Source organism: Gilliamella sp. ESL0250 (assembly GCF_013345045.1).
GTDB classification, from domain to species: Bacteria; Pseudomonadota; Gammaproteobacteria; order Enterobacterales; family Orbaceae; genus Gilliamella; species Gilliamella apicola_H.
Map to the genome: position 1 here is coordinate 78,793 of NZ_JAAEDV010000009.1, position 21,605 is coordinate 100,397.

Annotated in this window: 29 protein-coding genes and 2 pseudogenes; 11 read left to right on the forward strand and 20 right to left on the reverse strand. The window is 33.3% G+C overall.

Annotation, left to right across the window (positions count from 1 at the left end; translation table 11 throughout):
* Positions 1 to 85: 85 nt before the first annotated feature.
* Both fabA and GYY69_RS08255 read left to right on the forward strand, forming a co-directional pair.
* On the forward strand, positions 86 to 607 hold the full coding sequence (gene fabA / locus GYY69_RS08250; RefSeq protein ID WP_065581835.1) for a bifunctional 3-hydroxydecanoyl-ACP dehydratase/trans-2-decenoyl-ACP isomerase: 522 nt from the start codon (positions 86 to 88) through the stop codon (positions 605 to 607).
* Between the two features lie 204 nt (positions 608 to 811).
* Complete coding sequence (locus GYY69_RS08255) at positions 812 to 1,327, forward strand: thermonuclease family protein (RefSeq protein ID WP_174797244.1); 516 nt, start codon at positions 812 to 814, stop codon at positions 1,325 to 1,327.
* Between the two features lie 6 nt (positions 1,328 to 1,333).
* Here the strand turns inward: GYY69_RS08255 and GYY69_RS08260 are convergent, their stop codons facing one another.
* The 4 genes from GYY69_RS08260 to GYY69_RS08275 form a co-directional block, all read right to left on the reverse strand.
* Complete coding sequence (locus GYY69_RS08260) at positions 1,334 to 1,594, reverse strand: DUF5339 family protein (RefSeq protein ID WP_174797245.1); 261 nt, start codon at positions 1,592 to 1,594, stop codon at positions 1,334 to 1,336.
* Positions 1,595 to 1,765: 171 nt separating this feature from the next.
* Positions 1,766 to 1,975 carry a transcription antiterminator/RNA stability regulator CspE gene (gene cspE, locus GYY69_RS08265; RefSeq protein ID WP_034909833.1) on the reverse strand — a complete coding sequence of 70 codons (210 nt, stop codon included), beginning with the start codon at positions 1,973 to 1,975 and terminating at the stop codon, positions 1,766 to 1,768.
* Between the two features lie 645 nt (positions 1,976 to 2,620).
* Positions 2,621 to 3,430, reverse strand: a complete 810-nt coding sequence (gene proC, locus GYY69_RS08270) for a pyrroline-5-carboxylate reductase (protein WP_174797246.1) — start codon at positions 3,428 to 3,430, stop codon at positions 2,621 to 2,623.
* 318 nt (positions 3,431 to 3,748) lie between these two features.
* Entirely contained in the window at positions 3,749 to 4,690 is a 942-nt protein-coding gene (locus tag GYY69_RS08275; protein WP_174797247.1) for a type IV pilus twitching motility protein PilT, read from the reverse strand.
* A 36-nt stretch (positions 4,691 to 4,726) separates the two neighbouring features.
* Here GYY69_RS08275 and GYY69_RS08280 point away from each other — a divergent pair, with 36 nt between their 5' ends.
* Complete coding sequence (locus GYY69_RS08280; protein ID WP_174797248.1) at positions 4,727 to 5,428, forward strand: YggS family pyridoxal phosphate-dependent enzyme; 702 nt, start codon at positions 4,727 to 4,729, stop codon at positions 5,426 to 5,428.
* Positions 5,429 to 5,464: 36 nt separating this feature from the next.
* Complete coding sequence (locus tag GYY69_RS08285; protein WP_174797249.1) at positions 5,465 to 6,022, forward strand: YggT family protein; 558 nt, start codon at positions 5,465 to 5,467, stop codon at positions 6,020 to 6,022.
* Between the two features lie 423 nt (positions 6,023 to 6,445).
* Here GYY69_RS08285 and GYY69_RS08290 read toward each other — a convergent pair whose 3' ends face one another.
* The 4 genes from GYY69_RS08290 to corA all read right to left on the reverse strand — a co-directional run bounded on the left by GYY69_RS08290 (position 6,446) and on the right by corA (position 9,221).
* Positions 6,446 to 6,868, reverse strand: coding sequence for a YcgN family cysteine cluster protein (locus GYY69_RS08290; RefSeq protein ID WP_174797250.1), 423 nt, complete (start codon positions 6,866 to 6,868; stop codon positions 6,446 to 6,448).
* Positions 6,865 to 7,113 (reverse strand): YcgL domain-containing protein, encoded by a 249-nt coding sequence (locus tag GYY69_RS08295; protein ID WP_081303153.1) that lies wholly within the window; start codon positions 7,111 to 7,113, stop codon positions 6,865 to 6,867. The genes GYY69_RS08290 and GYY69_RS08295 overlap by 4 nt, the downstream gene beginning before the upstream one ends.
* A 24-nt stretch (positions 7,114 to 7,137) precedes the next feature.
* A complete protein-coding gene (locus tag GYY69_RS08300) occupies positions 7,138 to 8,097 on the reverse strand; it encodes a glucokinase (protein ID WP_174797251.1) in 960 nt (319 codons plus the stop codon).
* 182 nt (positions 8,098 to 8,279) lie between these two features.
* Entirely contained in the window at positions 8,280 to 9,221 is a 942-nt protein-coding gene (gene corA, locus GYY69_RS08305) for a magnesium/cobalt transporter CorA (RefSeq protein ID WP_174797252.1), read from the reverse strand.
* Between the two features lie 216 nt (positions 9,222 to 9,437).
* On the opposite strand from corA, the gene GYY69_RS08310 reads away from it, so the two are divergent.
* From GYY69_RS08310 to GYY69_RS08325, 4 genes and pseudogenes are all read left to right on the forward strand, one after another.
* Positions 9,438 to 9,965, forward strand: coding sequence for a single-stranded DNA-binding protein (locus tag GYY69_RS08310; protein ID WP_174797253.1), 528 nt, complete (start codon positions 9,438 to 9,440; stop codon positions 9,963 to 9,965).
* A gap of 413 nt (positions 9,966 to 10,378) precedes the next feature.
* Positions 10,379 to 10,604, forward strand: a pseudogene (locus tag GYY69_RS08315) (transposase); the annotation flags it as partial.
* Between the two features lie 126 nt (positions 10,605 to 10,730).
* On the forward strand, positions 10,731 to 10,853 hold the full coding sequence (locus tag GYY69_RS13130) for an integrase core domain-containing protein (protein ID WP_174797255.1): 123 nt from the start codon (positions 10,731 to 10,733) through the stop codon (positions 10,851 to 10,853).
* Positions 10,854 to 11,058: 205 nt separating this feature from the next.
* A protein-coding gene (locus tag GYY69_RS08325) for an IS3 family transposase (RefSeq protein ID WP_174797256.1) occupies positions 11,059 to 12,209 on the forward strand; the annotation gives its coding sequence in 2 pieces (ribosomal slippage) (positions 11,059 to 11,305 and positions 11,305 to 12,209; 1,152 coding nt in all).
* A 31-nt stretch (positions 12,210 to 12,240) separates the two neighbouring features.
* Here the strand turns inward: GYY69_RS08325 and GYY69_RS08330 are convergent.
* Genes GYY69_RS08330 through GYY69_RS08340 form a run of 3 tightly spaced genes read right to left on the reverse strand, consistent with a single transcriptional unit; the run spans position 12,241 to position 13,200 of the window.
* Positions 12,241 to 12,462, reverse strand: a complete 222-nt coding sequence (locus GYY69_RS08330; protein WP_065642152.1) for a DUF7336 domain-containing protein — start codon at positions 12,460 to 12,462, stop codon at positions 12,241 to 12,243.
* Positions 12,463 to 12,518: 56 nt separating this feature from the next.
* On the reverse strand, positions 12,519 to 12,731 hold the full coding sequence (locus GYY69_RS08335; protein ID WP_174797257.1) for a hypothetical protein: 213 nt from the start codon (positions 12,729 to 12,731) through the stop codon (positions 12,519 to 12,521).
* 46 nt (positions 12,732 to 12,777) lie between these two features.
* Complete coding sequence (locus GYY69_RS08340) at positions 12,778 to 13,200, reverse strand: hypothetical protein (protein ID WP_174797258.1); 423 nt, start codon at positions 13,198 to 13,200, stop codon at positions 12,778 to 12,780.
* 631 nt (positions 13,201 to 13,831) lie between these two features.
* Here GYY69_RS08340 and GYY69_RS12680 point away from each other — a divergent pair.
* The 3 genes from GYY69_RS12680 to GYY69_RS08345 are packed head-to-tail and all read left to right on the forward strand — an operon-like array spanning position 13,832 to position 14,841.
* Positions 13,832 to 14,017, forward strand: a complete 186-nt coding sequence (locus tag GYY69_RS12680; RefSeq protein WP_255458442.1) for a transposase — start codon at positions 13,832 to 13,834, stop codon at positions 14,015 to 14,017.
* Entirely contained in the window at positions 14,017 to 14,151 is a 135-nt protein-coding gene (locus GYY69_RS12865) for a hypothetical protein (RefSeq protein WP_255458441.1), read from the forward strand. The genes GYY69_RS12680 and GYY69_RS12865 overlap by 1 nt, the downstream gene beginning before the upstream one ends.
* Before the next feature lie 12 nt (positions 14,152 to 14,163).
* On the forward strand, positions 14,164 to 14,841 hold the full coding sequence (locus GYY69_RS08345; protein WP_202984980.1) for an IS3 family transposase: 678 nt from the start codon (positions 14,164 to 14,166) through the stop codon (positions 14,839 to 14,841).
* Positions 14,842 to 15,159: 318 nt separating this feature from the next.
* On the opposite strand, the gene GYY69_RS08350 is transcribed toward GYY69_RS08345, so the two are convergent.
* The 9 genes and pseudogenes from GYY69_RS08350 to GYY69_RS08395 all read right to left on the reverse strand — a co-directional run bounded on the left by GYY69_RS08350 (position 15,160) and on the right by GYY69_RS08395 (position 21,522).
* Positions 15,160 to 15,474, reverse strand: coding sequence for a hypothetical protein (locus tag GYY69_RS08350; protein WP_174797259.1), 315 nt, complete (start codon positions 15,472 to 15,474; stop codon positions 15,160 to 15,162).
* 209 nt (positions 15,475 to 15,683) lie between these two features.
* The gene (locus GYY69_RS08355) at positions 15,684 to 15,908 is read right to left on the reverse strand and encodes a DUF7336 domain-containing protein (protein WP_174797260.1); all 225 of its coding nucleotides are present in this window, start codon (positions 15,906 to 15,908) and stop codon (positions 15,684 to 15,686) included.
* A gap of 115 nt (positions 15,909 to 16,023) precedes the next feature.
* Entirely contained in the window at positions 16,024 to 16,236 is a 213-nt protein-coding gene (locus tag GYY69_RS08360; RefSeq protein WP_160432161.1) for a hypothetical protein, read from the reverse strand.
* 627 nt (positions 16,237 to 16,863) lie between these two features.
* Positions 16,864 to 17,076 (reverse strand): DUF7336 domain-containing protein, encoded by a 213-nt coding sequence (locus GYY69_RS08365; protein ID WP_174797261.1) that lies wholly within the window; start codon positions 17,074 to 17,076, stop codon positions 16,864 to 16,866.
* A 107-nt stretch (positions 17,077 to 17,183) separates the two neighbouring features.
* Positions 17,184 to 18,264, reverse strand: a pseudogene (locus tag GYY69_RS08370) (IS3 family transposase).
* 57 nt (positions 18,265 to 18,321) lie between these two features.
* The gene (locus GYY69_RS08375) at positions 18,322 to 18,540 is read right to left on the reverse strand and encodes a DUF7336 domain-containing protein (protein ID WP_174797262.1); all 219 of its coding nucleotides are present in this window, start codon (positions 18,538 to 18,540) and stop codon (positions 18,322 to 18,324) included.
* Positions 18,541 to 18,560: 20 nt separating this feature from the next.
* Entirely contained in the window at positions 18,561 to 20,213 is a 1,653-nt protein-coding gene (locus GYY69_RS08380) for an RHS repeat domain-containing protein (RefSeq protein ID WP_174797263.1), read from the reverse strand.
* A 543-nt stretch (positions 20,214 to 20,756) separates the two neighbouring features.
* Positions 20,757 to 21,068, reverse strand: a complete 312-nt coding sequence (locus GYY69_RS08390; RefSeq protein WP_174797264.1) for a hypothetical protein — start codon at positions 21,066 to 21,068, stop codon at positions 20,757 to 20,759.
* Between the two features lie 154 nt (positions 21,069 to 21,222).
* On the reverse strand, positions 21,223 to 21,522 hold the full coding sequence (locus GYY69_RS08395; RefSeq protein WP_174797265.1) for a hypothetical protein: 300 nt from the start codon (positions 21,520 to 21,522) through the stop codon (positions 21,223 to 21,225).
* Between the last annotated feature and the right edge of the window lie 83 nt (positions 21,523 to 21,605).

Sequence of the window (21,605 nt, forward strand, 5' to 3'; positions counted from 1 at the left end):
TTATTCATTATGGAATAAATAAGAGCTAGGTAACTTTCAATTTTTTAAAGCATGTTTTAATTTACATTAAATAAAAGGTTTTTTTATGACATTTGAACGTAAATCATCGTACGATAAAGCTGATTTAATTAAATCAGGAAATAATGAACTATTTGGCCATGATGGCCCTCCATTACCATCTGATTTAATGTTAATGATGGATCGTGTTATCGAGATGAATGAAAACGGTGGTAATTTTGGCAAAGGTTTTGTCGAGGCAGAACTTGATATTAATCCTGATTTATGGTTTTTTAAATGTCATTTTAAAAACGATCCAGTTATGCCTGGCTGCCTTGGACTTGATGCTATGTGGCAATTAGTAGGGTTTTATTTAGGCTGGATTGGCGGTAAAGGTAAAGGACGAGCTTTAGGTGTTGGTGAAGTAAAATTCACCGGACAAGTATTACCAACCAATAAAAAAGTGACTTATAAAATCCATTTTAAACGCGTAATTAACCGCAAATTAATTATGGGTATTGGTGATGGTGAAGTTTTTGTTGATGGCAAATTAATTTACCAAGCATCTGATTTAAAAGTAGGTTTATTCCAAGATACCAATACTTTTTAATTTAAAAATCTTCCCCACCCCAATCAGCCATACACAATATAAGTATGGCTGAATATAATGCTTTTTCTCATTAAAAATAATTTATCATCGCTAAGTTAGATTTTGTTTATCATGGTGTAAACACAAAAGCAGACATGAAACAAACGGCTAATTATCAAGTAAAAATATCATCACAACGTCGTAAGTTTCAATAATCAATGTATAATGCTACAAATTATTATACCTTTTTTATTTATCATGAATTACTTAAAACACTTATTGATTTTTATTATTCTATCTTTTTTATCAAATACGCTAGCTTATGCTGATTTCAGTGGTAAAGTTGTCAAAGTGATTGATGGAGACACAGTAGATATTTTGACGGTAAAAAAGCAAAAAATTCGTGTTCGATTACTTGATATTGATGCGCCAGAAAGAGGGCAAGCCTTTGGTAATGCATCACGAAGATATTTAGCCTCACTCATTGCGGGTAAAAATGTTTTTGTCAAAGAAAATAAAAAGGATATCTATAAAAGAACTTTAGGTACTATCTTTTTTAATAAGGTGAATATCAATGCCAAAATGGTAGAAAGTGGTTACGCTTGGGCTTATCGTTATAAAGGGGTTGCTGACAACAAGATAATGGTAAAATTAGAGGTAAGTGCAAAACAAACCCAAAAAGGGCTATGGAAAGATAAACATCCTATAGCTCCTTGGGATTTTCGTCATAATAAACGATAAATTATATTATTTTTTAAATAAATTTGCTTCAGCTTGTTGAAGAAAATCCATACCTCGTTTACAAGCTGGAGCTTGATTATCTGCAGACAGTGACGAAATTTGTTGTTTAGCCAGTTCAACGCTTTGTTTAATCATATCAGATTGTTGTTTAGGAATTGCTTTCATAAAACTGTCAAGTTTATCAAAATAGGTTTTACATGATTCAGTTAAATCCGCCATAGAAATTGAAGAAAAACCTAATAACACAATAAATAGTAATCTTTTCATTTTCTTTCCTTATATCATAAGTTTATTGCTAATATCATGAAAAATGATAATTAATACTAGAAATAGCCAGAATATGGTAAAGAATTTAAGGCGGGAAGTCTATATAAGAAAATACCCTATCAGTAACAATTTACCGATAGGGTAGCAAAACTAAAAAATAAAATATAAATCTTAGATGATGGTAACATCTGCTGCCGCAGGACCACGAGGGCTGTCTTGAATTGAGAATTCTACTTGTTGACCTTCGCCTAATGTTTTGAATCCATCACCAGAAATTGCTGAAAAATGTACAAATACATCTTTACTACCATCAGCAGGAGAAATAAAACCAAAACCTTTACTTTCGTTGAACCATTTAACTTGACCAGTTTTCTTAGACATAATAATCTTCCTATAAATAAATTAATCTTAGCCATTAAGGCTATATTCAAAAACATAAAACCTAGATTACTCACTAACACTAAGAAGAAGATACTGAAGAAAACTAATCTCTAAGACATCGTAAACTACAAACTACATATATCTAAATGTTACAAAATAAATCCGCATGTCGTATGCTTAGTTCTATTTACGCATAAAAAAATAACTAATGCAAGAAATCTTTTGAAAGATTTGTTAATAGTACTGAAATAGAACAATTCATAATTGTTAATTCAATTGCATAACATTATAAATTTATAACTTATTTTTTGGAATAACTGAATTTAACAGTGTTATCAGCTAACTTCGCAATAAATATCAACAAAAAAGAGAAAGTTGTCTAGCTACACGAATAACAGCATCAATTAAATATTCTGGTATAATCTCGGCTTCGTCAATATTAGTACGTACAATACTTTGTTATTTTATTATTAATTTAATTCAGCCAATGGCAAAAGAAAGATGTTTTATTTACGCTTTATCCTGCACATTTTCTATATTACACAAGTTCAATCATGATTTAGATTTAATCATATCTCTTGATTGACAATATCATCATAGTTATTTGATAAATTTTAATATTTTAAATATAACTAAATTTTATATTTATTTTTCTGCAAGCTCTTTAGATTTATTAATTGTTGCCTCTACAGCATCAATTACCGCTGATCTAAATCCTTTAGCTTCAAGCATTTGTACCCCTTCAATCGTAGTGCCCGCAGGTGAACAAACCATATCTTTTAATTCACCTGGATGTTTACCTGTTTCTAATAATAGTTTTGCCGAACCCAAAACTGCTTGTGCAGCAAATTTATAGGCTTGTTTTCTTGATAATCCGCCTTTAACTGCACCATCAGCTAAAGCTTCAATAAACATAAACACAAACGCTGGCGAAGATCCACTTGCGCCAATAACTGCATCGATTAAAGATTCAGGAACAATCTCAGTTTTGCCAATGCAATTTAATAATGTTTGTACTATTGACAACTCTTTATGGGTAATTTCAGAATTCGGTGTAATTGAGCACATAGCGGCATTGACAAGCGCTGGGGTATTTGGCATAACGCGAACAATTTTTTGCTCATAGCCCACACATTTTGCAATTGTCTTAATAGTGACACCAGCAGCAATTGAAATAACGATAGTATCCCTTTTTAATTCTTTTTGAATATCATTAAGCACATCAACAATCACATTAGGTTTAACCGCAACCAATACAATATCTGACTCACGAACAACATCTCTTGCTGAATCCAGATTATTAACTGAATAAGTTTGATTAAGCGCTTGACCTTTTTCTAAATGAGGATCATAAACATAAAGCTGTGTTCCTGATACAATATTACTGCCCAAAATGCCTTGCAAAATTGCCGTGCCCATGTTTCCTAAACCAATAAAACCAATTTTTTGTTCCATTTATTAATCACTTTTAGTATCTATACTTGTTGACAATTATAGAATATTTTTTGATCCAAAACCCAACTTTTACCAAAATAGTTTATTGTTAACTATATTCACAAGTATTTTTAAATCTAAATTCAATTTCTATTAAAGCGTGTGGCTAATATTTGTTAGATATTTTACTTTTTATTAAATAAGAAAATTAGCATTTGCAGGAATGTTTATTAAAGTAAATACGCCAATTTTTTTGTTAAAATTTGTAAAGATTCTTTGAACTATATAGGTAAATAGATAAAATTGGTTTACAATCAAACAGAATTTCAATTTAATAAATTACTGATCCACCATAATTTGCATACCATACTGCTGCCCAGTCTGCATAAGTGAGAAGATCTGCTTCGTTTTGCCTTCATTGATCAAATTACTAACGGCTGGAGTATTAATCAGTATTTCAAATAAAGCTTTACGTCCATTATTATCTGGAACTAATTTTTGACTTATAACTGCCTTTAAACTAGTTGATAATTGCGTGCGAATAAAACCTCGTGAACTATCTTCAAATACGTCAATAATACGATTAATGGTCTGAATAGCCGAACGAGTATGCAAAGTGGCAAAAACTAAATGACCTGTTTCAGCAGCTGTTAATGCTGCTTGGATTGAGTGTTTATTGCGTAGTTCACCTAGTAATATGATATCAGGATCTTGTCGTAAAAGGCTATCGATAGCACTTTCAAAATTTGCCACCTCGCATTGCTGAATTAATGATTTATCATTTTGGTAAATATATTCAATTGGATCTTCTAAAGTAATAATATGCTTAGCGACTGTCGAATTTATATATTGAATTAATGATGCTAAAGTCGTGGATTTACCGCTTCCTGTTGTACCTGTTATAAGAATAATTCCTGACTCAATTGTAGCAAGCTTTCTAAAAATAGCAGGCGCATTAATTTGTGATAAAGTTGGAATACGATTATTAATAACACGAAACACTGCTGAAATACCGCGATGTTGATAGAAAATATTTACCCTAAATCGCCCTAATTCAGCCAAATGATAAGCAAAATCGATTTGTCCATTTTGCTTTAAGGTATCAATTTGTGATTGTTCCAGCAACTTAAATAATTCCATTTCAAGTTGTAATGGCGATAATTTTTCTTCAGACAAAAATTGTAATTGCCCATTAACTCGAATGCATGGCGCTGTGCCACTTGAAAGGTGCAAATCTGACGCATTTTGCGTTACACTAAGAGCCAAAATTGAGTTTAACATTAAACTTTACCTACTAATTACCAATTGGGAATTAACATGAATATAATACAAGACAATTTAATTGTTATTAAAAAAGAAATTGAGAAAATTGCATTAAAGTGCGAACGCGATCCCAATACAATAGAACTTATTGCAGTCAGTAAAACCAAATCTGTACAACAAATCACCGAAGCCATAAATGCGGGTCAATCCGTTTTTGGCGAAAACTATGTGCAAGAAGGCGTAGAAAAGATTCAATATTTCAAACAAATCATGCCAAATAATGCACTTACATGGCATTTTATTGGTCCGTTACAATCCAATAAAAGCAAATTAGTCGCTGAACACTTTGACTGGATGCACACCATTGATCGATTTAAAATCGCACAACGTTTAAACGATCAGCGCCCTACTAATATGAACAAACTCAATGTTTTAATTCAAGTTAATATTAGTCAAGAAGCCAGTAAATCGGGGGTGGCTCCTGAAGAAGTTGCTGATTTAGTGCAACAGATTATCACACTACCAAATTTAAATTTACGTGGTTTAATGGCTATTCCTGAAATAGAAAATGATTTTGATAAACAATTAGATACTTTCAAGCAAATGCAACAACTTCTGCAATCATTACAGGCGGATTACCCATTTATGGATACATTATCTATGGGGATGAGTGGCGATATGCAAGCTGCGATTGTTGCTGGTAGTACTATGGTTCGCATTGGGACGGCAATCTTTGGAGCAAGGCAATATTTGTGATATATTGCCAAAAGAGTTTATATTAAGGAGTCTTAAATGACATCACTTTATTTTTTGGGAAAAACTATTTTAACGTTATGCCTATATATCTTAATTTTGCGTTTATGGATGCAAACTGCACGTGTAAATTTTTATAATCCATTTACTCAATTTATTGTCAAAATAACCCAACCTATTATTAGCCCATTACGTAAAGTTATTCCTTCGATTAAGCGTATGGATACCGCTACATGGGTTCTTTTGTACTTTGTTGCTGTTATGAAGATCGTTTTTATTTACTATTATGGCATGATGAATAAACCAATTTGGTCTTATGAATACCTTTTATATGCTATTGCCGCCATAGTGCATGCATTTGGATATTTATTATTTTGGTTATTACTATTTCGAGCAATTTCGAGTTGGGTAAGTCGAGGACAATCGGGTGCAGATGAATTGCTTGCTCAGTTAACAGAACCTCTTATATCGCCAATCCGTCGCATAGTCCCCCCTATAGGTATGATTGATATCTCATTTATGATTTTCGTATTTATTTTGATGTTTTTAAATATGTTTGCTATCGATATTGTTGGATATCTATGGCTTATACTTTAAGTTCAAATAACAGAGAGAAAACTTTTTTAGGTTGTTGAGAAAGAGCTCGCTTTTTAGCGAGTTTTTTATCTAATAGATGAGTGCAAAATAATCAAAGGTATTGCCAATACTGAAAAATACATTCAATAAACATAAAAAAGAGAACAAACCTTTCCACAAAATCATTTTGTTCTTAACATTGTAAATACCACTGATTTTGAGTTTATTTGCGAACTAGCAAGCCAATCGCTTTAAATCCAACTGTTACGCCCCAATTGCCTACCTAATAAAAAGCAGTCTTATTTTAATAAAACAGTCAGTTAAATCATTTATTTTATTAATTTTTTCACTTAAATGCTTTTATAAAATATCCTTGGTAGCACTATGTTAGATTTGAATAATAGCGAAACTTATCAACAATCTGAGAAAACAATAGCTCTCTTTTTAAATAATATGATCTTCCCAACAAATCACATCTTTTTCATAAACAATGCGATTTTTAACGGATATCTTTAACTTATGCATAAGTTTCTTATTCCCTGTAATCAGTGGGTGCCAATGAGGCAGTTGACCTGTTTCAGAAAAATAACGATAAGTACAAGTTGGTGGTAACCATTCAATGGTAAGCAGATTTTCACGTGTTAGCTTAATACAATCCGGTTCATATTTAAAACGATCATGATAATGTTTGCATTGACAAGTCTTAGAATCAAGTAAATTACAAGCCACATTGGTATACAATATTTCGTCGGTATCTTCGTCCATTAACTTATTAAGACAACATTGGCCACAGCCATCACAAAGCTGTTCCCATTCATCATCGCTCATTTGATCTAATGTTTTAGATTCCCAAAATGGTTCAATCATACTTTAAAATCATCTTCTTTTAACATCTGCAAGAAAAAACCATCTGTCTTTATTTTTTCTTCAATTTCATCCGAAGTACCGACCACAAAACGCCGTTTACCATCAAGTAATACTTTCATCACAAATACCGGCGAACCAAAAATAGAAAGTATTTTTTCTGGAATACTTGAAAAGTCATTTTCATGTTCCATATACAAATAGCAATTTTCTTTTTTAGTACTTCGATAAATATAACACCACATCATAAAATAAAACCTTATCAATAAACCTTACTTAAGACTGTTTTGCAAATAAACACCTGCACCCAATAGCCCTGGATCTTCATGAGTTATCACATAAACAGGAATTTTTTTAACTAAATAAGACATGCGACCTTTATGTTCAAATGCCTCTCTAAATGGTGATGATTTAAAAAATTCGATAAAACGTGGCACAATCCCCCCAGCAATATAAACACCACCTTGGGTATTGAGTGTTAAAGCCAAATTACCGCCAAATCGTCCCATAAAAGTACAAAAATACGTTAGAGTTTGCAAACAGAGCGGGCAACTTTTTGACAAGGCATTTTTAACAATAATGTCTGGCGTAAGTGCTTCTATAGGTTGTTCATTAATTTGCAATAGCGCTTGATAAATATTAACAATACCATTTCCTGATAGAAAACGTTCGGTCGAAACTCGTCCAAACTTTTTTCTTAGCTGATCTAAAATACGATCTTCATCTTCACTGGTCATCGGCAATTCGGTATGACCGCCCTCTCCAGATAAACTAATCCAATGCTGCTTAATTTTTATTAAATGAGACACGCCTAACCCTGTACCTGCACCATAAATTGCAATAGGGTAATTTAGGTTAGGTTCGTCACCACCAATTTTGATTAAATCTTCTTTTGATAAAAGAGGTATCGACATTGACACTGCTGTAAAATCGTTAATCACCTCAAGTTTTATAAGATTCAATGCTTGAATTAATTCAGAACGCGAAAATGACAAATCATTATTAGTCATATTGATCACATCCTCATCATCAATCGGGCAAGCAATTGCAATACAAGCCATCTCAACGGTTACTGATTGGGATGCTAAATAGTCTTTAATTAATGTTAATAATATATCATTTTTTGAGATAAGAATTTTAGTGATTGCAGATAACTCGTTAGTTGCTAAATCATACAACGCAAAACGAGCATTGGTACCACCAATATCTGTGACTAGTGCATATTGACTCATGTTGTTCCCTTTTATGATAAATTAATTATTTTAATAGTAAGCTTTTTATTCATCATACTGAAAGCGTAATAGGTAATATTATCAACTATTTATAATAATTTAACTAATTTACCTTAATTGATATTGCTTATATGAGGCTCCGCTAAACCGAGTTAGCGGATAAAATTTTAAATAACCAAAATCTACAACCACTTTTTAAGTTTAAAATAAATATAAGGCGCAACACCCGCTAGTAACATTAATAGTAATGAAAACGGATAACCGTACTCCCATTTTAATTCAGGCATAAATTCAAAGTTCATACCATAAGCAGAAGCAACCACTGTTGGTGGTAAAAACACAACCGACACAACCGAGAAAATCTTAATAATTCGACTTTGTTCAATATTAATGAAGCTGGTTGCAGCTTGCATTAAGAAATTTACTTTTTGAAATAATGATTCATTATGCGGAACAAGTGACTCAATATCGCGAATCACCTCACGAGCTTGTTCGAGTTGTTCTACTGGCATTTTTGCTCGACGAACTAAATAGTTAACTGCTCGTTGACTATCCATTAAACAAAGCCGTACTTTCCAAGCAGTATCTTCAAGCTCAGCTAATGAGGTGATCGCTTCATCATAATGTTCTTGCGCAGAGCGATCCATAATAATTAAACTTAACTCTTCTAATTCACTATAAATATTTTCGATTTGATCGGCTAATTGTTCTACTTTAACTTCAAACAAATCAAGTAATACTTCATAGGGATTTCCATCGCTCATGCTTTGATAACGAGAACGCATGCGATACAAACGAAAGGCTGGAAGATCACGCTCACGCAAAGTAAATAGACGTCCATTGTGCACAGTAAATGCAACTGTTGAGTTACCTGCTCGGTCTTCCGCATCTGCATAAAAAAAGAAAGAGTGAACATGTAATCCTTCGTTGTCCTCAAAAAAACGCGCTGACGCCTCAATATCATCTAACTCGATACTCGTTGCTAAGTTTTGTCCTAAATGTGTTAAAACAAAATCACGATCTGCTTCTTCTGGTTCAATCAAATCAACCCAAGTCGCATTATTTATATCGCTTTCATTAATTTTTACTAATTGTTTGTTTTTTAATCCAAACGCATTAATCATAAGGTCTCCAGTAGAGGGAATGTTTAGAACAATACATCAACAAATATCTGGCATTATACTCGTTAAAGTAACAAATTCCTATGGTTAGACCAATCTTTCTCTATCTTTACATAATGGGATCAATATTCCATTAATTGAATTAAATTCGCTGATATTACTATAGTCTCATGTTACAATATCCAGCTTAAATACTTATGCAATTTTTAGGAGTTAACAATGGCCAATCGAGGTATAAATAAAGTCATTTTAGTTGGTAACTTAGGACAAGATCCAGAAGTTCGTTACATGTCTAATGGTAATGCAGTTGCTAATTTGAGTGTCGCAACATCAGAATCATGGAAAGATAAGCAAACTGGTGAAACCCGCGATCGTACTGAATGGCATCGCGTTGTTGTTTTCGGTAAATTAGCTGAAATTGCTGGCGAATACTTAAAAAAAGGTTCACAAATTTATCTTGAAGGGCAATTACAAACTCGAAAATGGCAAGATCAGTCAGGACAAGATCGTTATACTACAGAAGTGGTGATCAATCCAATTGGTGGTACCTTACAGATTTTAAGCTCAAGAAATAGTGGCGAAAGTTTCAATGATGGCTCACAAAATTGGGGACAAAGCGCAAATAATTTTTCATCTGCACCAGCTGCTCAATCTCGCCCGACAACACAAAGTGCACCAGCAACACCAACACAACCAGCCACGACTCCCGAACCTCCAATGGATTTTGACGATGATATCCCATTCTAGCATCTACCTTAAATTAAAAGTGTAAAAAATATTAAAAAAGTCCTTACTTAAGGGCTTTTTTATTTTTATTGTCAGTTTATTTATGTAAAGAACTAATTGGCAAAAATTCGCTTGTTGTGTACCTTATTAAAAGGTAAATAATTAGGATATGTAATTAATACCAATTAAGAAACAACAACATTAACATATTCTATATTCCTATTAACCATTAGAATAATATAATTATTTTAGGGTTAACCCCATATCTCAGCTTGTTTCAATCACCAGATTATTTATAAAATCTGTTAATTTACCTAAATCTCCTAGTATTTTTACACCTATGCCTACTTCGCTGCCATTTTGTAACTACCCCCTAAAATAGTACAGCACAAAAGTAGAAAATTCTCTATGATACAAGTAAAGGGGATTTAATTATGAAAAAAATGACTGAACATCAAATCGTCGCTATTTTAAAAGAAGCTGAAGCAGGTATTCCTGTCAAGGAACTCTGCCGTAAATATGGCATGGCAAATTCAACTTTCTATAAATGGCGAGAAAAATACGGCGGAATGGAAACGTCGGATATAAAACGCTTAAAAGAGCTTGAGGCTGAAAACCGTAAGCTTAAGCAGATGTTTACCGAACTGAGCTTAAAATCCCAGCTTCAGGAAGAAATTATAAAAAAGCTTTAGTGCCAACTGGGGCACGTAAAACGTGGGCACAGCAACTACAACAAAATCATTCAGTTACTATTGCTATGAGTTGTGCCATTGTTGGTTTAAGTCGTTGTGCTTACTATTAAGAAGAATAACCGAAGAATGGTTAACGATTTATAACACCGAAAGACCACATGAGGCATTAAATAACATGACACCGCTTGAGTATAAAACACTAAAACAGGCTGCTTAATTTTCTACGTGAGTTGTGTACTAAGTTTGGGGTATTTACAATTTTGTATCTACCTATTTTTTACTCATTCGCTTAGTTCAGAAATAGGAAAATACATAAATTTATTTACAGCGCCATCAATGAACTGTAAAAGTTTGATCCTCGCCAAAAAAGTGGACAAAAGTTGCCTCTATGATATAAACAAAAATCATAGGAGACAAATATCATGGTCAAAAAATTTAGTATCGAATTCAAACAACAATCGGTGGATTATGCGTTATCTAATGCACACCTTTCTATCAGCGAACTAGCCAACCATCTAGGTGTGGGTAAATCAACCCTAGATAAATGGATTAGGCAACTTTCCCCGAATAAAACCAGCCGTCGAGAGTTAACGGCTGAGCAACAGCGGATTATGGCGTTAGAAAAAGAGATTAAAGAACTGAAAATGGCCAATGATATACTAAAAAAGGCGCATGTGTACTTCATCAACAATCCAAGTCGGTGAAGTACGCTTATATGAAAAATCATTTAATCTGCTATCCCGTTACTAAGATATGCTCATTACTTGGTATCAGTTCATCGGGTTATTATGCTTGGTTAAAAAGAGCAAACAAATCAGCCAAACTCAGCGAGTATATTAAAAAGCAGTATTGGCAACATAATGCCCGTTTGGGTGCGCCAAGCCTGCTTCATGATGTTAGGGAAGCGGGCTATCAAGTTTCAGAAAGGACAATTAGCCGTGTTTTGCAACAATTGGGATTACGGAGTAAAGCAGCACGTAAATTCAAGTATAAAACAGACACGGCTCATCGCAATATTGCGCCCAACACGTTAAATAGGCAATTTAACCCTGATAAGCCAAATACGACATGGGTAACCGATATTACTTATATTAAAACGGGTGAAGGTAGGTTATATTTGTCGGTGATTATCGATTTATATGGACGAAAAGTAATTGCTAGGCAAACGAGTCGCTACATAGACCGTCATTTAGTGTGTAATACATTAAAACAAGCCTTATTTCGGCGTCACTTTCCTAAAAATGTACTCATTCATAGTGACCAAGGAAGCCAATATTGCAGTGCTGATTTCAAGCAGTTATTGTTACAATATGGACTCAGGCAAAGCATGAGTCGAAGAGGAAATTGCTTTGATAATGCGGTTGTTGAAAGTTTTTTTCATACACTCAAAACACACATTATTCATGACTGTTACTACAAAACGAGGAAACTGGCTAATAAAGCACTATTTGAATATATTGAAATCTATTATAATCGGATACGCCGTCATTCAGCTAATGGCTGGGTATCACCTGAACAATATGAACAACAATATTACCAAAACGAAAAAATGATAGAGGTGGGCACTGTCTAATATTTTGGCGAGGATCAGTTATTCATTAAATCTACTCAGGTAAATCAACAAAGCCATCCACCCAACCATCACGATTAACAACATCTTCAATAATCTGAAAACCATCGGGAAAATCAATAAATCCTGGTTTATTTTTGTGTCTTTCTATAGCCAATTCAGCTTGCTTATAACTACTATAAATGCCGACTATTTTTACGTCCTCATCATCTGTATCTTCATAAAGAATATGATATAAAAAATAAACTTTTTGCATCTCCTTACTCCTATATTTTATTTGCTTCACAAATTTATTTATAAGTTCAATACAACCTAGTCATTAAACCCATCTGCCCAATAATCTTTATCAATAACATATTCATCAATATAAAAGCCATTCGGGTAATCAATAAAACCTGGTTGGTCTTTAACTCTATTTTTTGCTTCTTCAGCTAATTTATAGCTGGTATAAGTGCCAATTTCTTTATTATCTTCATCAGCATTACCTTCATCTCTAATATGATGTAAAAGATAGACTTTTTGCATATATTCTCCTGTAATTTATAAAAGCATTTTTAATGCTTGGTATATTTTATTTAATAAAACCTTCACACCAACCATCACGATTAAGAACATCTTTAATAATCTGAAAACCATCGGGAAAATTGATAAATCCTGGTTTATTTTTGAGTCTTTCTATAGCTAATTTAGCTTGCTTAGCACTACTATAAATGCCGACTATTTTTACGTCCTCATCATCTGTATCTTCATAACGAATATGATATAAAAAATAAACTTTTTGCATCTCCTTAAACCCATCAGCCCAATAATCTTTATCAATAACATATTCACTAATATAAAAGTCATTCGGGTAATCAATAAAACCAGGCCGGTCTTTAACTCTATTTTTTGCTTCTTGAGCTAATTTATAACTACTGTAAGTACCAATTTTCTTTTTATTTTCATCAGCAGTACCCATATCTCGAATATGATATAAAACATAGACTTTTTGCATATATTCTCCTGTAATTTATAAAAGCATTTTTAGTGCTTAGTATATTTTATTTAACAAAACCTTCACACCAACCATCACGATTTAAAACAATAGCAAAAATCTAAAAATCATCAGGATAATCAATAAATCCTGGTTTATTTTTGACTCTTTCTAGAGCCAATTTAACTTGTTTATAACTACTATAAATGCCGACCAGATAGGCTATACTAATTAGTACCCGTTTTATCAGATTATTGTTATGATAAACTAAAAATAAAAGAAGGTAACAACAATGGCAATCGATTCAGCGCGAAGAGAAAACGCCGTTTTACTTACCAATAAAAAAAACAAATGGTGCTTCTATATCAACATGCTAAAAAATAAACGAATATTGTTGCTGAGTATGACCTCACTAAATCCGCATTAGATAAGTGGATAAAGCAATATCAAACCACTGCCTATTGTTTAAACTCTGCGCTAAATTTTTTGACACATAATGTGTTCTCCTATGATTTGTACTATTTTAGGGGGATATTTACAGATTTGATGTTCAGTCATTTTTTCATATTTAAATCCTCAGTGGATTAATAAAGAGAATTTTCTACGTTTAGGCTGTACTATTTTAGGGGATAGTTACATTCCCGTTAAAGAACTGTGCCGTAAATATGGCATGGGTAATTCAACTTTCTATAAATGGCGGGAAAAATATGGCGGAATGGAAACTTCGGATATCAAACGCTTAAAGGAGCTGGAGGCCGAAAACCGCAAGCTTAAGCAGATGTTTGCCGAACTGAGCTTAAAATCCCAGCTTCAGGAAGAAATTATAAAAAAGCTTTAGTGCCCACAAAGGCACGTAAAACGTGGGCACAGCAACTACAACAAAATTATCCAGTTACTATTGCTATGAGTTGTGCCATTGTTGGCTTAAGTCGCTGTGCTTACTATTATCAACCTAAATTACCGGATGATTAGGTGATTATTTCGATGTTGAATGCTATCACTGACCGGCATTTACGCTGGGGCTTTCCCAAATGTTTTAATCGCATCAGAAAGCTCGGCTATAAATGGAATCATAAACGGGTGTATCGGGTGTATTGCCAATTAAAGCTTAATCTCAGGGTAAAGCGTAAAAAACGTATCTCCCCACGAACACCAGAAAAGCTATTGGTTCCTAATAAACAAGGTGAATGCTGGTCAATGGATTTTATGAGTGACAGCAGTCGTAATCAACGCCGGTTTAGAACTTTCAATGTCATCGATGACTTTAACCGTGAGGCGCTAGGCATTGATATTGCAGTAAGCTTACCGGCAGGGAGAGTTACCCGTTACTTAGATAAATTGGCTGAATATCATGGGTATCCATTAAAAATACGAGTCGATAATGGACCAGAATTTACAGGAAAAACCTTTATAAACTGGGCAAAGTTACATGGTATAAACATTGATTATATCCAGCCCGGTAGCCCATATCAAAATGGTTATATTGAACGATTTAATCGTACCTATCATACTGAAGTACTCGATTTATATCTTTTTAACAACTTAGCACAAGCAAGGAGAATAACCGAAGAATGGTTAACGATTTATAACACCGAAAGACCGCATGAGGCATTAAATAACATGACACCGATTGAGTATAAAACACTAAAACAAGCAGCATGATTTTCTACTTGAATCTTGTACTAAGTTTGGGATATTTACAGCGAAACCTGACTTGAAGTTGTTTGACCTTTTTCAATATAACTTTGTTTTATCAGATTTCCTGCCGCATCGTATTGGTATTGAATATGATTGTTATTCGTTTTGTAATGGCATTGTATTATCTAATTAAAAAACAGGTATAGGCTATAATAGCCTATACCTGTTTTTTAATTACTTACTTCTTTTTTGGAACAACTTTAAATGCTAATTATGAATGTGATTTAGAAATTAATAACTTAAAATAATTCCTCTATCACACAATTTAATTATTATAATATATTAATAGGGTGGCTTTTTTGTCTCATTTTCACTTGTCTTACTCTGTTTACTCCAAGGAAACCTTCGAGCTTCTAGCCAATAGAAAGCTGAAAAAAAACAACCAAAACACATAACATAAAATACAAGTTTGATTATAGTTAATATATTTTCTTCCTCCCTAACATAAATTGCATATACCCACCCCATTATAAAAGAAAAAATGATATCAGTGTAAAGTAAAACCTTTGGCCAATTCTTTTTCATTGCTATAGTTTGAATTATAAATGAGATAAACAATCCAGCTGGAAAGATACCTATAAAGCTTTCTTTAATCATTATATAGTTTCCTACAACCATAGATGTACTCATTGCTGCATTATAATTTTTTATCTGCGCTAACCTAAGTGGCTAACTTTATTCCTAAATAGCCATTTTTTATTATAGTTAAAAATGGTTTATACTATAAGAAATAAAAATTGAATAATTGCAACTTTTTAATTCAGTTCAGTAAAAAATCAATGAACTGTAAAAGTTATTCATTAAATTTACTCAGGTAAATCAATAAAGCCATCCACCCAACCATCTTGATTCAGAACATTTTCGGTAATTTGAAAATCATCAGGATAATCAATAAAACCAGGTTTATTTTTAAGCTGTTCTATAGCTAATTCAGCTTGTTCATGACTACTATAAATACCAATTAATTTAACATCTTCATCATCAGCATCTTCATAACGGACATGGTATAAAAAATACACTAACCTTTGCATGCTCACCTCCTACATTACTTGGGTTCAATAAACAATCTACAATTCTTTTTTATAAAAAAGAATAATTATAAATTATTAACTAAGCTCAGTGAGATAAATCACTGATCTGTAAAATTTATTCAACAAATCCATCAGGCCAATAATTTTTATTAATAATATATTCATCAATATAAAACCCATCAGGATAATCAATAAACCCAGATTTATCTTTAACTCTATTTTTCGCTTCTTCAGCTAATTTATAACTACTGTAAGTGCCAATTTTCTTTTTATCTTCATCAGCAGTACCTTCATCTCTAATATGATGTAAAACATATACTTTCTGCATAATTTCTCCTTTATAGTTTATTTAGGATCCATAAATGATCTATCGCCCCATTTTTTAATTCGATTAAATTCTGAAGTGGCACCAGTATCATGATTACGTTTACCATATTTTTTATCCATTATACGTTTAGCAAACTGTTTTCCATTTTCACCTACATAAGGACGGTATTCTTTAGCCCAACTGGGTACGTCTTTTGCTCCCTCTTTACCACTAATTTTTCGCTTCTGATTCTACTCACATGCGGTCAATATGATTGAGCATGGTTAACGTTTCACCACCAATTTCACCCACTAGCCGTGTTTGATCGATGATCTCTTGCTCTTTTTCTTGGTTAAAGATATGTTTGAGCCCGTTATTGACATGCTCAGTATTACGACTTAATTAGTTGATATCTTGTTTTTGCTCCTCTTTATTGCGGATAATTATCGCCCCTTTCGATTCCGCTGAATGCGTGGTCAAACCGTCACTTTCGCTTTTGTTGCAACTGGTTGGATAGTGGGAATGCCATTGATGTTGATGCCCATACTGCTGCTACTGACTTTGTAGTCCGCTTTGTAAAGTCTAGCCCATATCTCACCTTACTCTTAAACAGATAAACAGTTCACAAATTTATTAGGTCGATGCGATCTAGTCATGAAAACCATCTGCCCAATAATCTTTATCAATAATATATTCATCAATATAAAATCCATTTGGATGATCAATAAAGCCAGGCTTGTCTTTAACCCTATTTTTAGCTGCTTCAGCTAATTCATAGCTACTATAAGTACCAATTTCTTTAGTATCTTCATCTTCAGCACCTTTATCTCGAATATGATATAAAAGATAGACTTTTTGCATATTTATCTCCGTATTTTATAAAAAACAGTATAATTAATAGTATATTTTAGAATTCAAAAACCAAAACTGTAAATATCCCAAACTTAGTACAAGATTCAAGTAGAAAATCATGCTGCTTGTTTTAGTGTTTTATACTCAATCGGTGTCATGTTATTTAATGCCTCATGCGGTCTTTCGGTATTATAAATCGTTAACCATTCTTCGGTTATTCTCCTTGCTTGCGCTAAGTTGTTAAAAAGATATAAATCGAGTACTTCAGTACGATAGGTACGATTAAATCGTTCAATATAACCATTTTGATATGGGCTACCGGGCTGGATATAATCAATGTTTATACCATGTAACTTTGCCCAGTTTATAAAGGTTTTTCCTGTAAATTCTGGCCCATTATCGACTCGTATTTTTAATGGATACCCATGATATTCGGCCAGTTTATCTAAGTAACGGGTAACTCTCCCTGCCGGTAAGCTTACCGCAATATCAATGCCTAGCGCCTCACGATTAAAGTCATCGATGACATTGAATGTCCTAAAGCGACGTTGATTACCACTACTATCACTCATAAAATCCATTGACCAACATTCACCTTGTTTATTGGGTACTAATAACCTTTCCGGGCATCGTGGAGGAATGCGTTTTTTACGCTTTACCTGAGATTAAGCTTTAATTCACAATACACCCGATACACCCGTTTATGATTCCATTTATAGCCGAGCTTTCTGATGCGATTAAAGCATTTAGGAAAGCCCCAGCGTAAATGCCGGTCTGTGATAGCATTCAACACCGAAACAATCACTGAATCATTCGGTAACTTAGGTTGATAATAGTAAGCACAACGGCTTAAGCCAACAATGGCACAACTCATAGCAATAGTAACTAAATGATTTTGTTGTAGTTGCTGTGCCCACGTTTTACGTGCCTTTGTGGGCACTAAAGCTTTTTTATGATTTCTTCCTGAAGCTGGGATTTTAAGCTCAGTTCGGCAAACATCTGCTTAAGCTTGCGGTTTTCGGCCTCCAGCTCCTTTAAGCGTTTGATGTCCGAAGTTTCCATTCCGCCGTATTTTTCCCGCCATTTATAGAAAGTTGAATTACCCATCCCATATTTACGACAGAGTTCCTTGACAGGAATACCCGCTTCAGCTTCTTTTAAAATAGCGACGATTTGATGTTCAGTCATTTTTTTCATAATTAAATCCCCTTTACTTTTATCATAGAGAATTTTCTACTTTTTTGCTGTACTATTTTAGGGGATAGTTACAAAACCTTCACTCCAACCATCACGATTTAAAACACTATCAAAAATCTGGAAATCATCAGGATAATCAATAAATCCTGGTTTATTTTTGAGTCTTTCTATAGCCAATTCAGCTTGTTTATAACTACTGTAAATACCAATTAATTTAACATCTTCATCATCCGTATCTTCATAACGAATATGATATAAAAAATACACTTTTTGCATACCCTTACTCCTATATTTTATTAAGGATTGATAAATGATCTATCGCCCCATTTTTTAATTTTACTAAATTCTGTATTAGTTGTTGTATCATAATTCCCTTTACCATATTTTTTATTCATTATACGTTTAGCAAACTTTTTTCCATTTTCACCTACATAAGGACGGTATTCTTTAGCCCAATCGGGTACGTCTTTTGCTCCCTCTTTACCACTAACCTTTGGTTTTGGAACCTTGTATTTTTTGTTTTTATCATCATCTGGATCTTCATTATTAGAAGAACCTACTCCAGATGTACTATTTTTAGTGCGACTTTTCTTACCAGCTATATTAACTGAGTTACGATAACATTCTTCATTCCAATGATTATCATAGTCATGCAGATCTACCAAGCTATTTAATACATTACGAGCTATAATGCCACCCACAACTCTTCTCATTAGAGTGGCACATACTGGGTTTGCCGTACATCCCCTTATACCACCAAAGAGAAGGGCTGCTGGATTTTCCCCTAAGGGATCTCGATATAAAAGCGGATTGCCACTGGCATAACTAAAGGTATTTATTCCGCCATTTAAGCCTATCGGATCGCTTTGGATATAACGCCCTATTTTAGGATTATAATCCCTAAAATAATTATAAGAAAGCCCCGTTTCTTTATCATAATATTGCCCCGGAAAACGTAAATTTAAGGTAATTTGGTTATTAGGATCTAATACCGCATTACCAAAAGCGTCACTGTGCATTTTCCATGTTTGCTGGCCTTGATTGTTAATGGCCAGTTGTGGTGTGCCTAAATGATCCGTAATGAGATAATGGTAAGACGCAGTTTGTAGCGTCTGGTTAGCTACAGTTAAACTTGCCTGCCACAATGGGCTTGTTCCCCATTCGGTATCAGGTACCCAACCATAGGCAACCGTCATCTGACCACGATGGTCTAATTCAGCAATCAGACCTTCATTGGTATAAATAAAATAGGTGATATCACCATTAATGGTTTTACTAATACGACGACCAAAAGGATCATATTGATAAGTCACCAGTTCAGTAGTTTCATCGTTAACGCTGATAAGGCGCTCTGCTGCATTATAGTGATAGCTTAATTTTTTATCTGCACTAACTTCAGTGGCTAACTGACTATTAGGGGTATAGGACAAGGTAGTTTGACTAGTGCTTTCGCCCCATTTGATTAGCTGATTAAATTTGTTGTATTTCCACTCGCCTAATTGTTGCGTGCTACCGATGCGATTACCAATAGCATCGTAACTATAAGACTCTACAGTGACTCCATGCTTTTGTAGTTCAATATTAGGTTTAGCAAGGATAAGCCGGTCTAATAAGTCATATTGGTAATTATTTTCCCCGTTTTCTGTCGCGATTCGGGTTATATTACCTACCTTATCATAGCTATATTGGCGATTTAATAATGTTTTGCGATTCGCCGTTAACCCTATCAGTAAGGGGCGCTGTAATGAATCATACTGCTTAGTTTGCGTTGCATTAGGATAAGTCACTTTAGATGGCATAAACCAGCGGTAATCACTCCAGTTAATCACCTCGCCATTAGCCAGTGTTGCCTGTTTTAGCTGATTTTTATCATATCCATAGGTTACTTTTGTATTATCTGGATAGCTGATGGAAGCTAAATTATCCTCTTTATCATAAGCGTACTGCAAAGTCTTAGTAATACTATTTGCACCTGTGCCATAAGTAATCGTTTCTTGAGTTACTCGACCTAGTTTATCGCGCTGATAAACAAAGTGGGAATGGGTGTCACCAGTTTGTAGTATATCAATTAATTGATTAGCCCGATTATAGCTATAAGCGACAACCTGACTTGGGGTTGATTGGTCTTTTTCAATATAGCTTCGTTTTACCAGATTGCCTGCCGCATCGTATTGGTATTGAATATGGTTGCCATTCGTTTGTCTTTGCTCGATTAATTGATTTGCTTGGTTATAGCTATACTCAACCTCATTCCCTAATGACTTGGTTTCTTTAATAAGATTATTATTTTTATCATATTCAAACGTATATTGGTTATCATTTGCATCGGTGACTTGTGCTGTATTGCCTCATAAATATAACATATACTGTATTTCATAACCTAAAGCATCTATAGATACTTGTCCAAACGTATTATGGTTATATGTCTCAGCAAAGGTAGGCAGGTACTGAATAAGCTAAATTAGTCTAATTAACCTTAAAAACGCTGGTAATTATAATAAATTGAGTGGTCCAAATATTTCCTCTAACGCAATATAAAAATTAGTAATGATATCTTCTTCCAATTCATCATAATTAATTAAACAACGATTAAAATTATTATCTAGAGTAAATAGATTTTTATCGATATTTATAAAATTTTCATCATAACGAGCTAACATTCTATAGCAATCTTTTCTATAAATAATTCCTTTAAATCCGTTATTTCCTTTATAGACTTCTAATTTATATTCTGCGTAATCATCTTTGGTATCAACTTTGTAAATTATTGTTTTTATTAATTCATATTGTTTTAGTTCTGCCATTGAGTTTTCCCATTATTTATTAGTACTCTTAATTCTATTTTATATCAATTTATATAGATACTTGTCCAAAGATATTATGGTTATCTATCTTAGCAAAGCTAGGCTGGTACTGAATAAGCTACATTAGTTTAATTAATTTTAAGAATAATGATAATTATAACAAATTGAGTGACCCAAATATTTTCTCTAACCTAATATAAAAATTATTAATGATATCTTCTTCCGACTTGTTGTAACAAAAATAAAAATCTTCAATAAATAAAGATACATCGCTATTTACAAATCTTTTAACATCATAACGACGTTTCAATCTATATGAGTCTAACCGATAACCAATACCTCTAAAATCTTTGTCTCCTTTATAGATTTCTAATTTAAATTCTTCGTAATGCTCATCTTTACTTAATTCATAAATGATCGTTTTTATTAATTCATATTTTTTTATCTTTGCCATTTTAATTTTTTCCAGTGTTTATTTGAATATTACAAGATACTAAGCAACACGACTCAACTTTTCTTTAACCTATATCAATTTAT

Coding starts and splice junctions, on each gene's coding strand:
- GYY69_RS08395 (WP_174797265.1), bottom strand. CDS start 21,522: ATGGCAAAGATAAAAAAATATGAATTAATAAAAACGATCATTTATGAA.
- GYY69_RS08280 (WP_174797248.1), top strand. CDS start 4,727: ATGAATATAATACAAGACAATTTAATTGTTATTAAAAAAGAAATTGAG.
- GYY69_RS08345 (WP_202984980.1), top strand. CDS start 14,164: ATGTTGAATGCTATCACTGACCGGCATTTACGCTGGGGCTTTCCCAAA.
- GYY69_RS08390 (WP_174797264.1), bottom strand. CDS start 21,068: ATGGCAGAACTAAAACAATATGAATTAATAAAAACAATAATTTACAAA.
- GYY69_RS08330 (WP_065642152.1), bottom strand. CDS start 12,462: ATGCAAAAAGTTTATTTTTTATATCATATTCTTTATGAAGATACAGAT.
- cspE (WP_034909833.1), bottom strand. CDS start 1,975: ATGTCTAAGAAAACTGGTCAAGTTAAATGGTTCAACGAAAGTAAAGGT.
- proC (WP_174797246.1), bottom strand. CDS start 3,430: ATGGAACAAAAAATTGGTTTTATTGGTTTAGGAAACATGGGCACGGCA.
- GYY69_RS08310 (WP_174797253.1), top strand. CDS start 9,438: ATGGCCAATCGAGGTATAAATAAAGTCATTTTAGTTGGTAACTTAGGA.
- corA (WP_174797252.1), bottom strand. CDS start 9,221: ATGATTAATGCGTTTGGATTAAAAAACAAACAATTAGTAAAAATTAAT.
- GYY69_RS08350 (WP_174797259.1), bottom strand. CDS start 15,474: ATGATTAAAGAAAGCTTTATAGGTATCTTTCCAGCTGGATTGTTTATC.
- GYY69_RS08300 (WP_174797251.1), bottom strand. CDS start 8,097: ATGAGTCAATATGCACTAGTCACAGATATTGGTGGTACCAATGCTCGT.
- fabA (WP_065581835.1), top strand. CDS start 86: ATGACATTTGAACGTAAATCATCGTACGATAAAGCTGATTTAATTAAA.
- GYY69_RS08355 (WP_174797260.1), bottom strand. CDS start 15,908: ATGCAAAGGTTAGTGTATTTTTTATACCATGTCCGTTATGAAGATGCT.
- GYY69_RS08360 (WP_160432161.1), bottom strand. CDS start 16,236: ATGCAGAAAGTATATGTTTTACATCATATTAGAGATGAAGGTACTGCT.
- GYY69_RS08365 (WP_174797261.1), bottom strand. CDS start 17,076: ATGCAAAAAGTCTATCTTTTATATCATATTCGAGATAAAGGTGCTGAA.
- GYY69_RS08275 (WP_174797247.1), bottom strand. CDS start 4,690: ATGTTAAACTCAATTTTGGCTCTTAGTGTAACGCAAAATGCGTCAGAT.
- GYY69_RS08255 (WP_174797244.1), top strand. CDS start 812: ATGCTACAAATTATTATACCTTTTTTATTTATCATGAATTACTTAAAA.
- GYY69_RS08295 (WP_081303153.1), bottom strand. CDS start 7,113: ATGATGTGGTGTTATATTTATCGAAGTACTAAAAAAGAAAATTGCTAT.
- GYY69_RS08285 (WP_174797249.1), top strand. CDS start 5,465: ATGACATCACTTTATTTTTTGGGAAAAACTATTTTAACGTTATGCCTA.
- GYY69_RS08290 (WP_174797250.1), bottom strand. CDS start 6,868: ATGATTGAACCATTTTGGGAATCTAAAACATTAGATCAAATGAGCGAT.
- GYY69_RS08335 (WP_174797257.1), bottom strand. CDS start 12,731: ATGCAAAAAGTCTATCTTTTACATCATATTAGAGATGAAGGTAATGCT.
- GYY69_RS08260 (WP_174797245.1), bottom strand. CDS start 1,594: ATGAAAAGATTACTATTTATTGTGTTATTAGGTTTTTCTTCAATTTCT.
- GYY69_RS08375 (WP_174797262.1), bottom strand. CDS start 18,540: ATGCAAAAAGTGTATTTTTTATATCATATTCGTTATGAAGATACGGAT.
- GYY69_RS08340 (WP_174797258.1), bottom strand. CDS start 13,200: ATGCAAAAAGTCTATGTTTTATATCATATTCGAGATATGGGTACTGCT.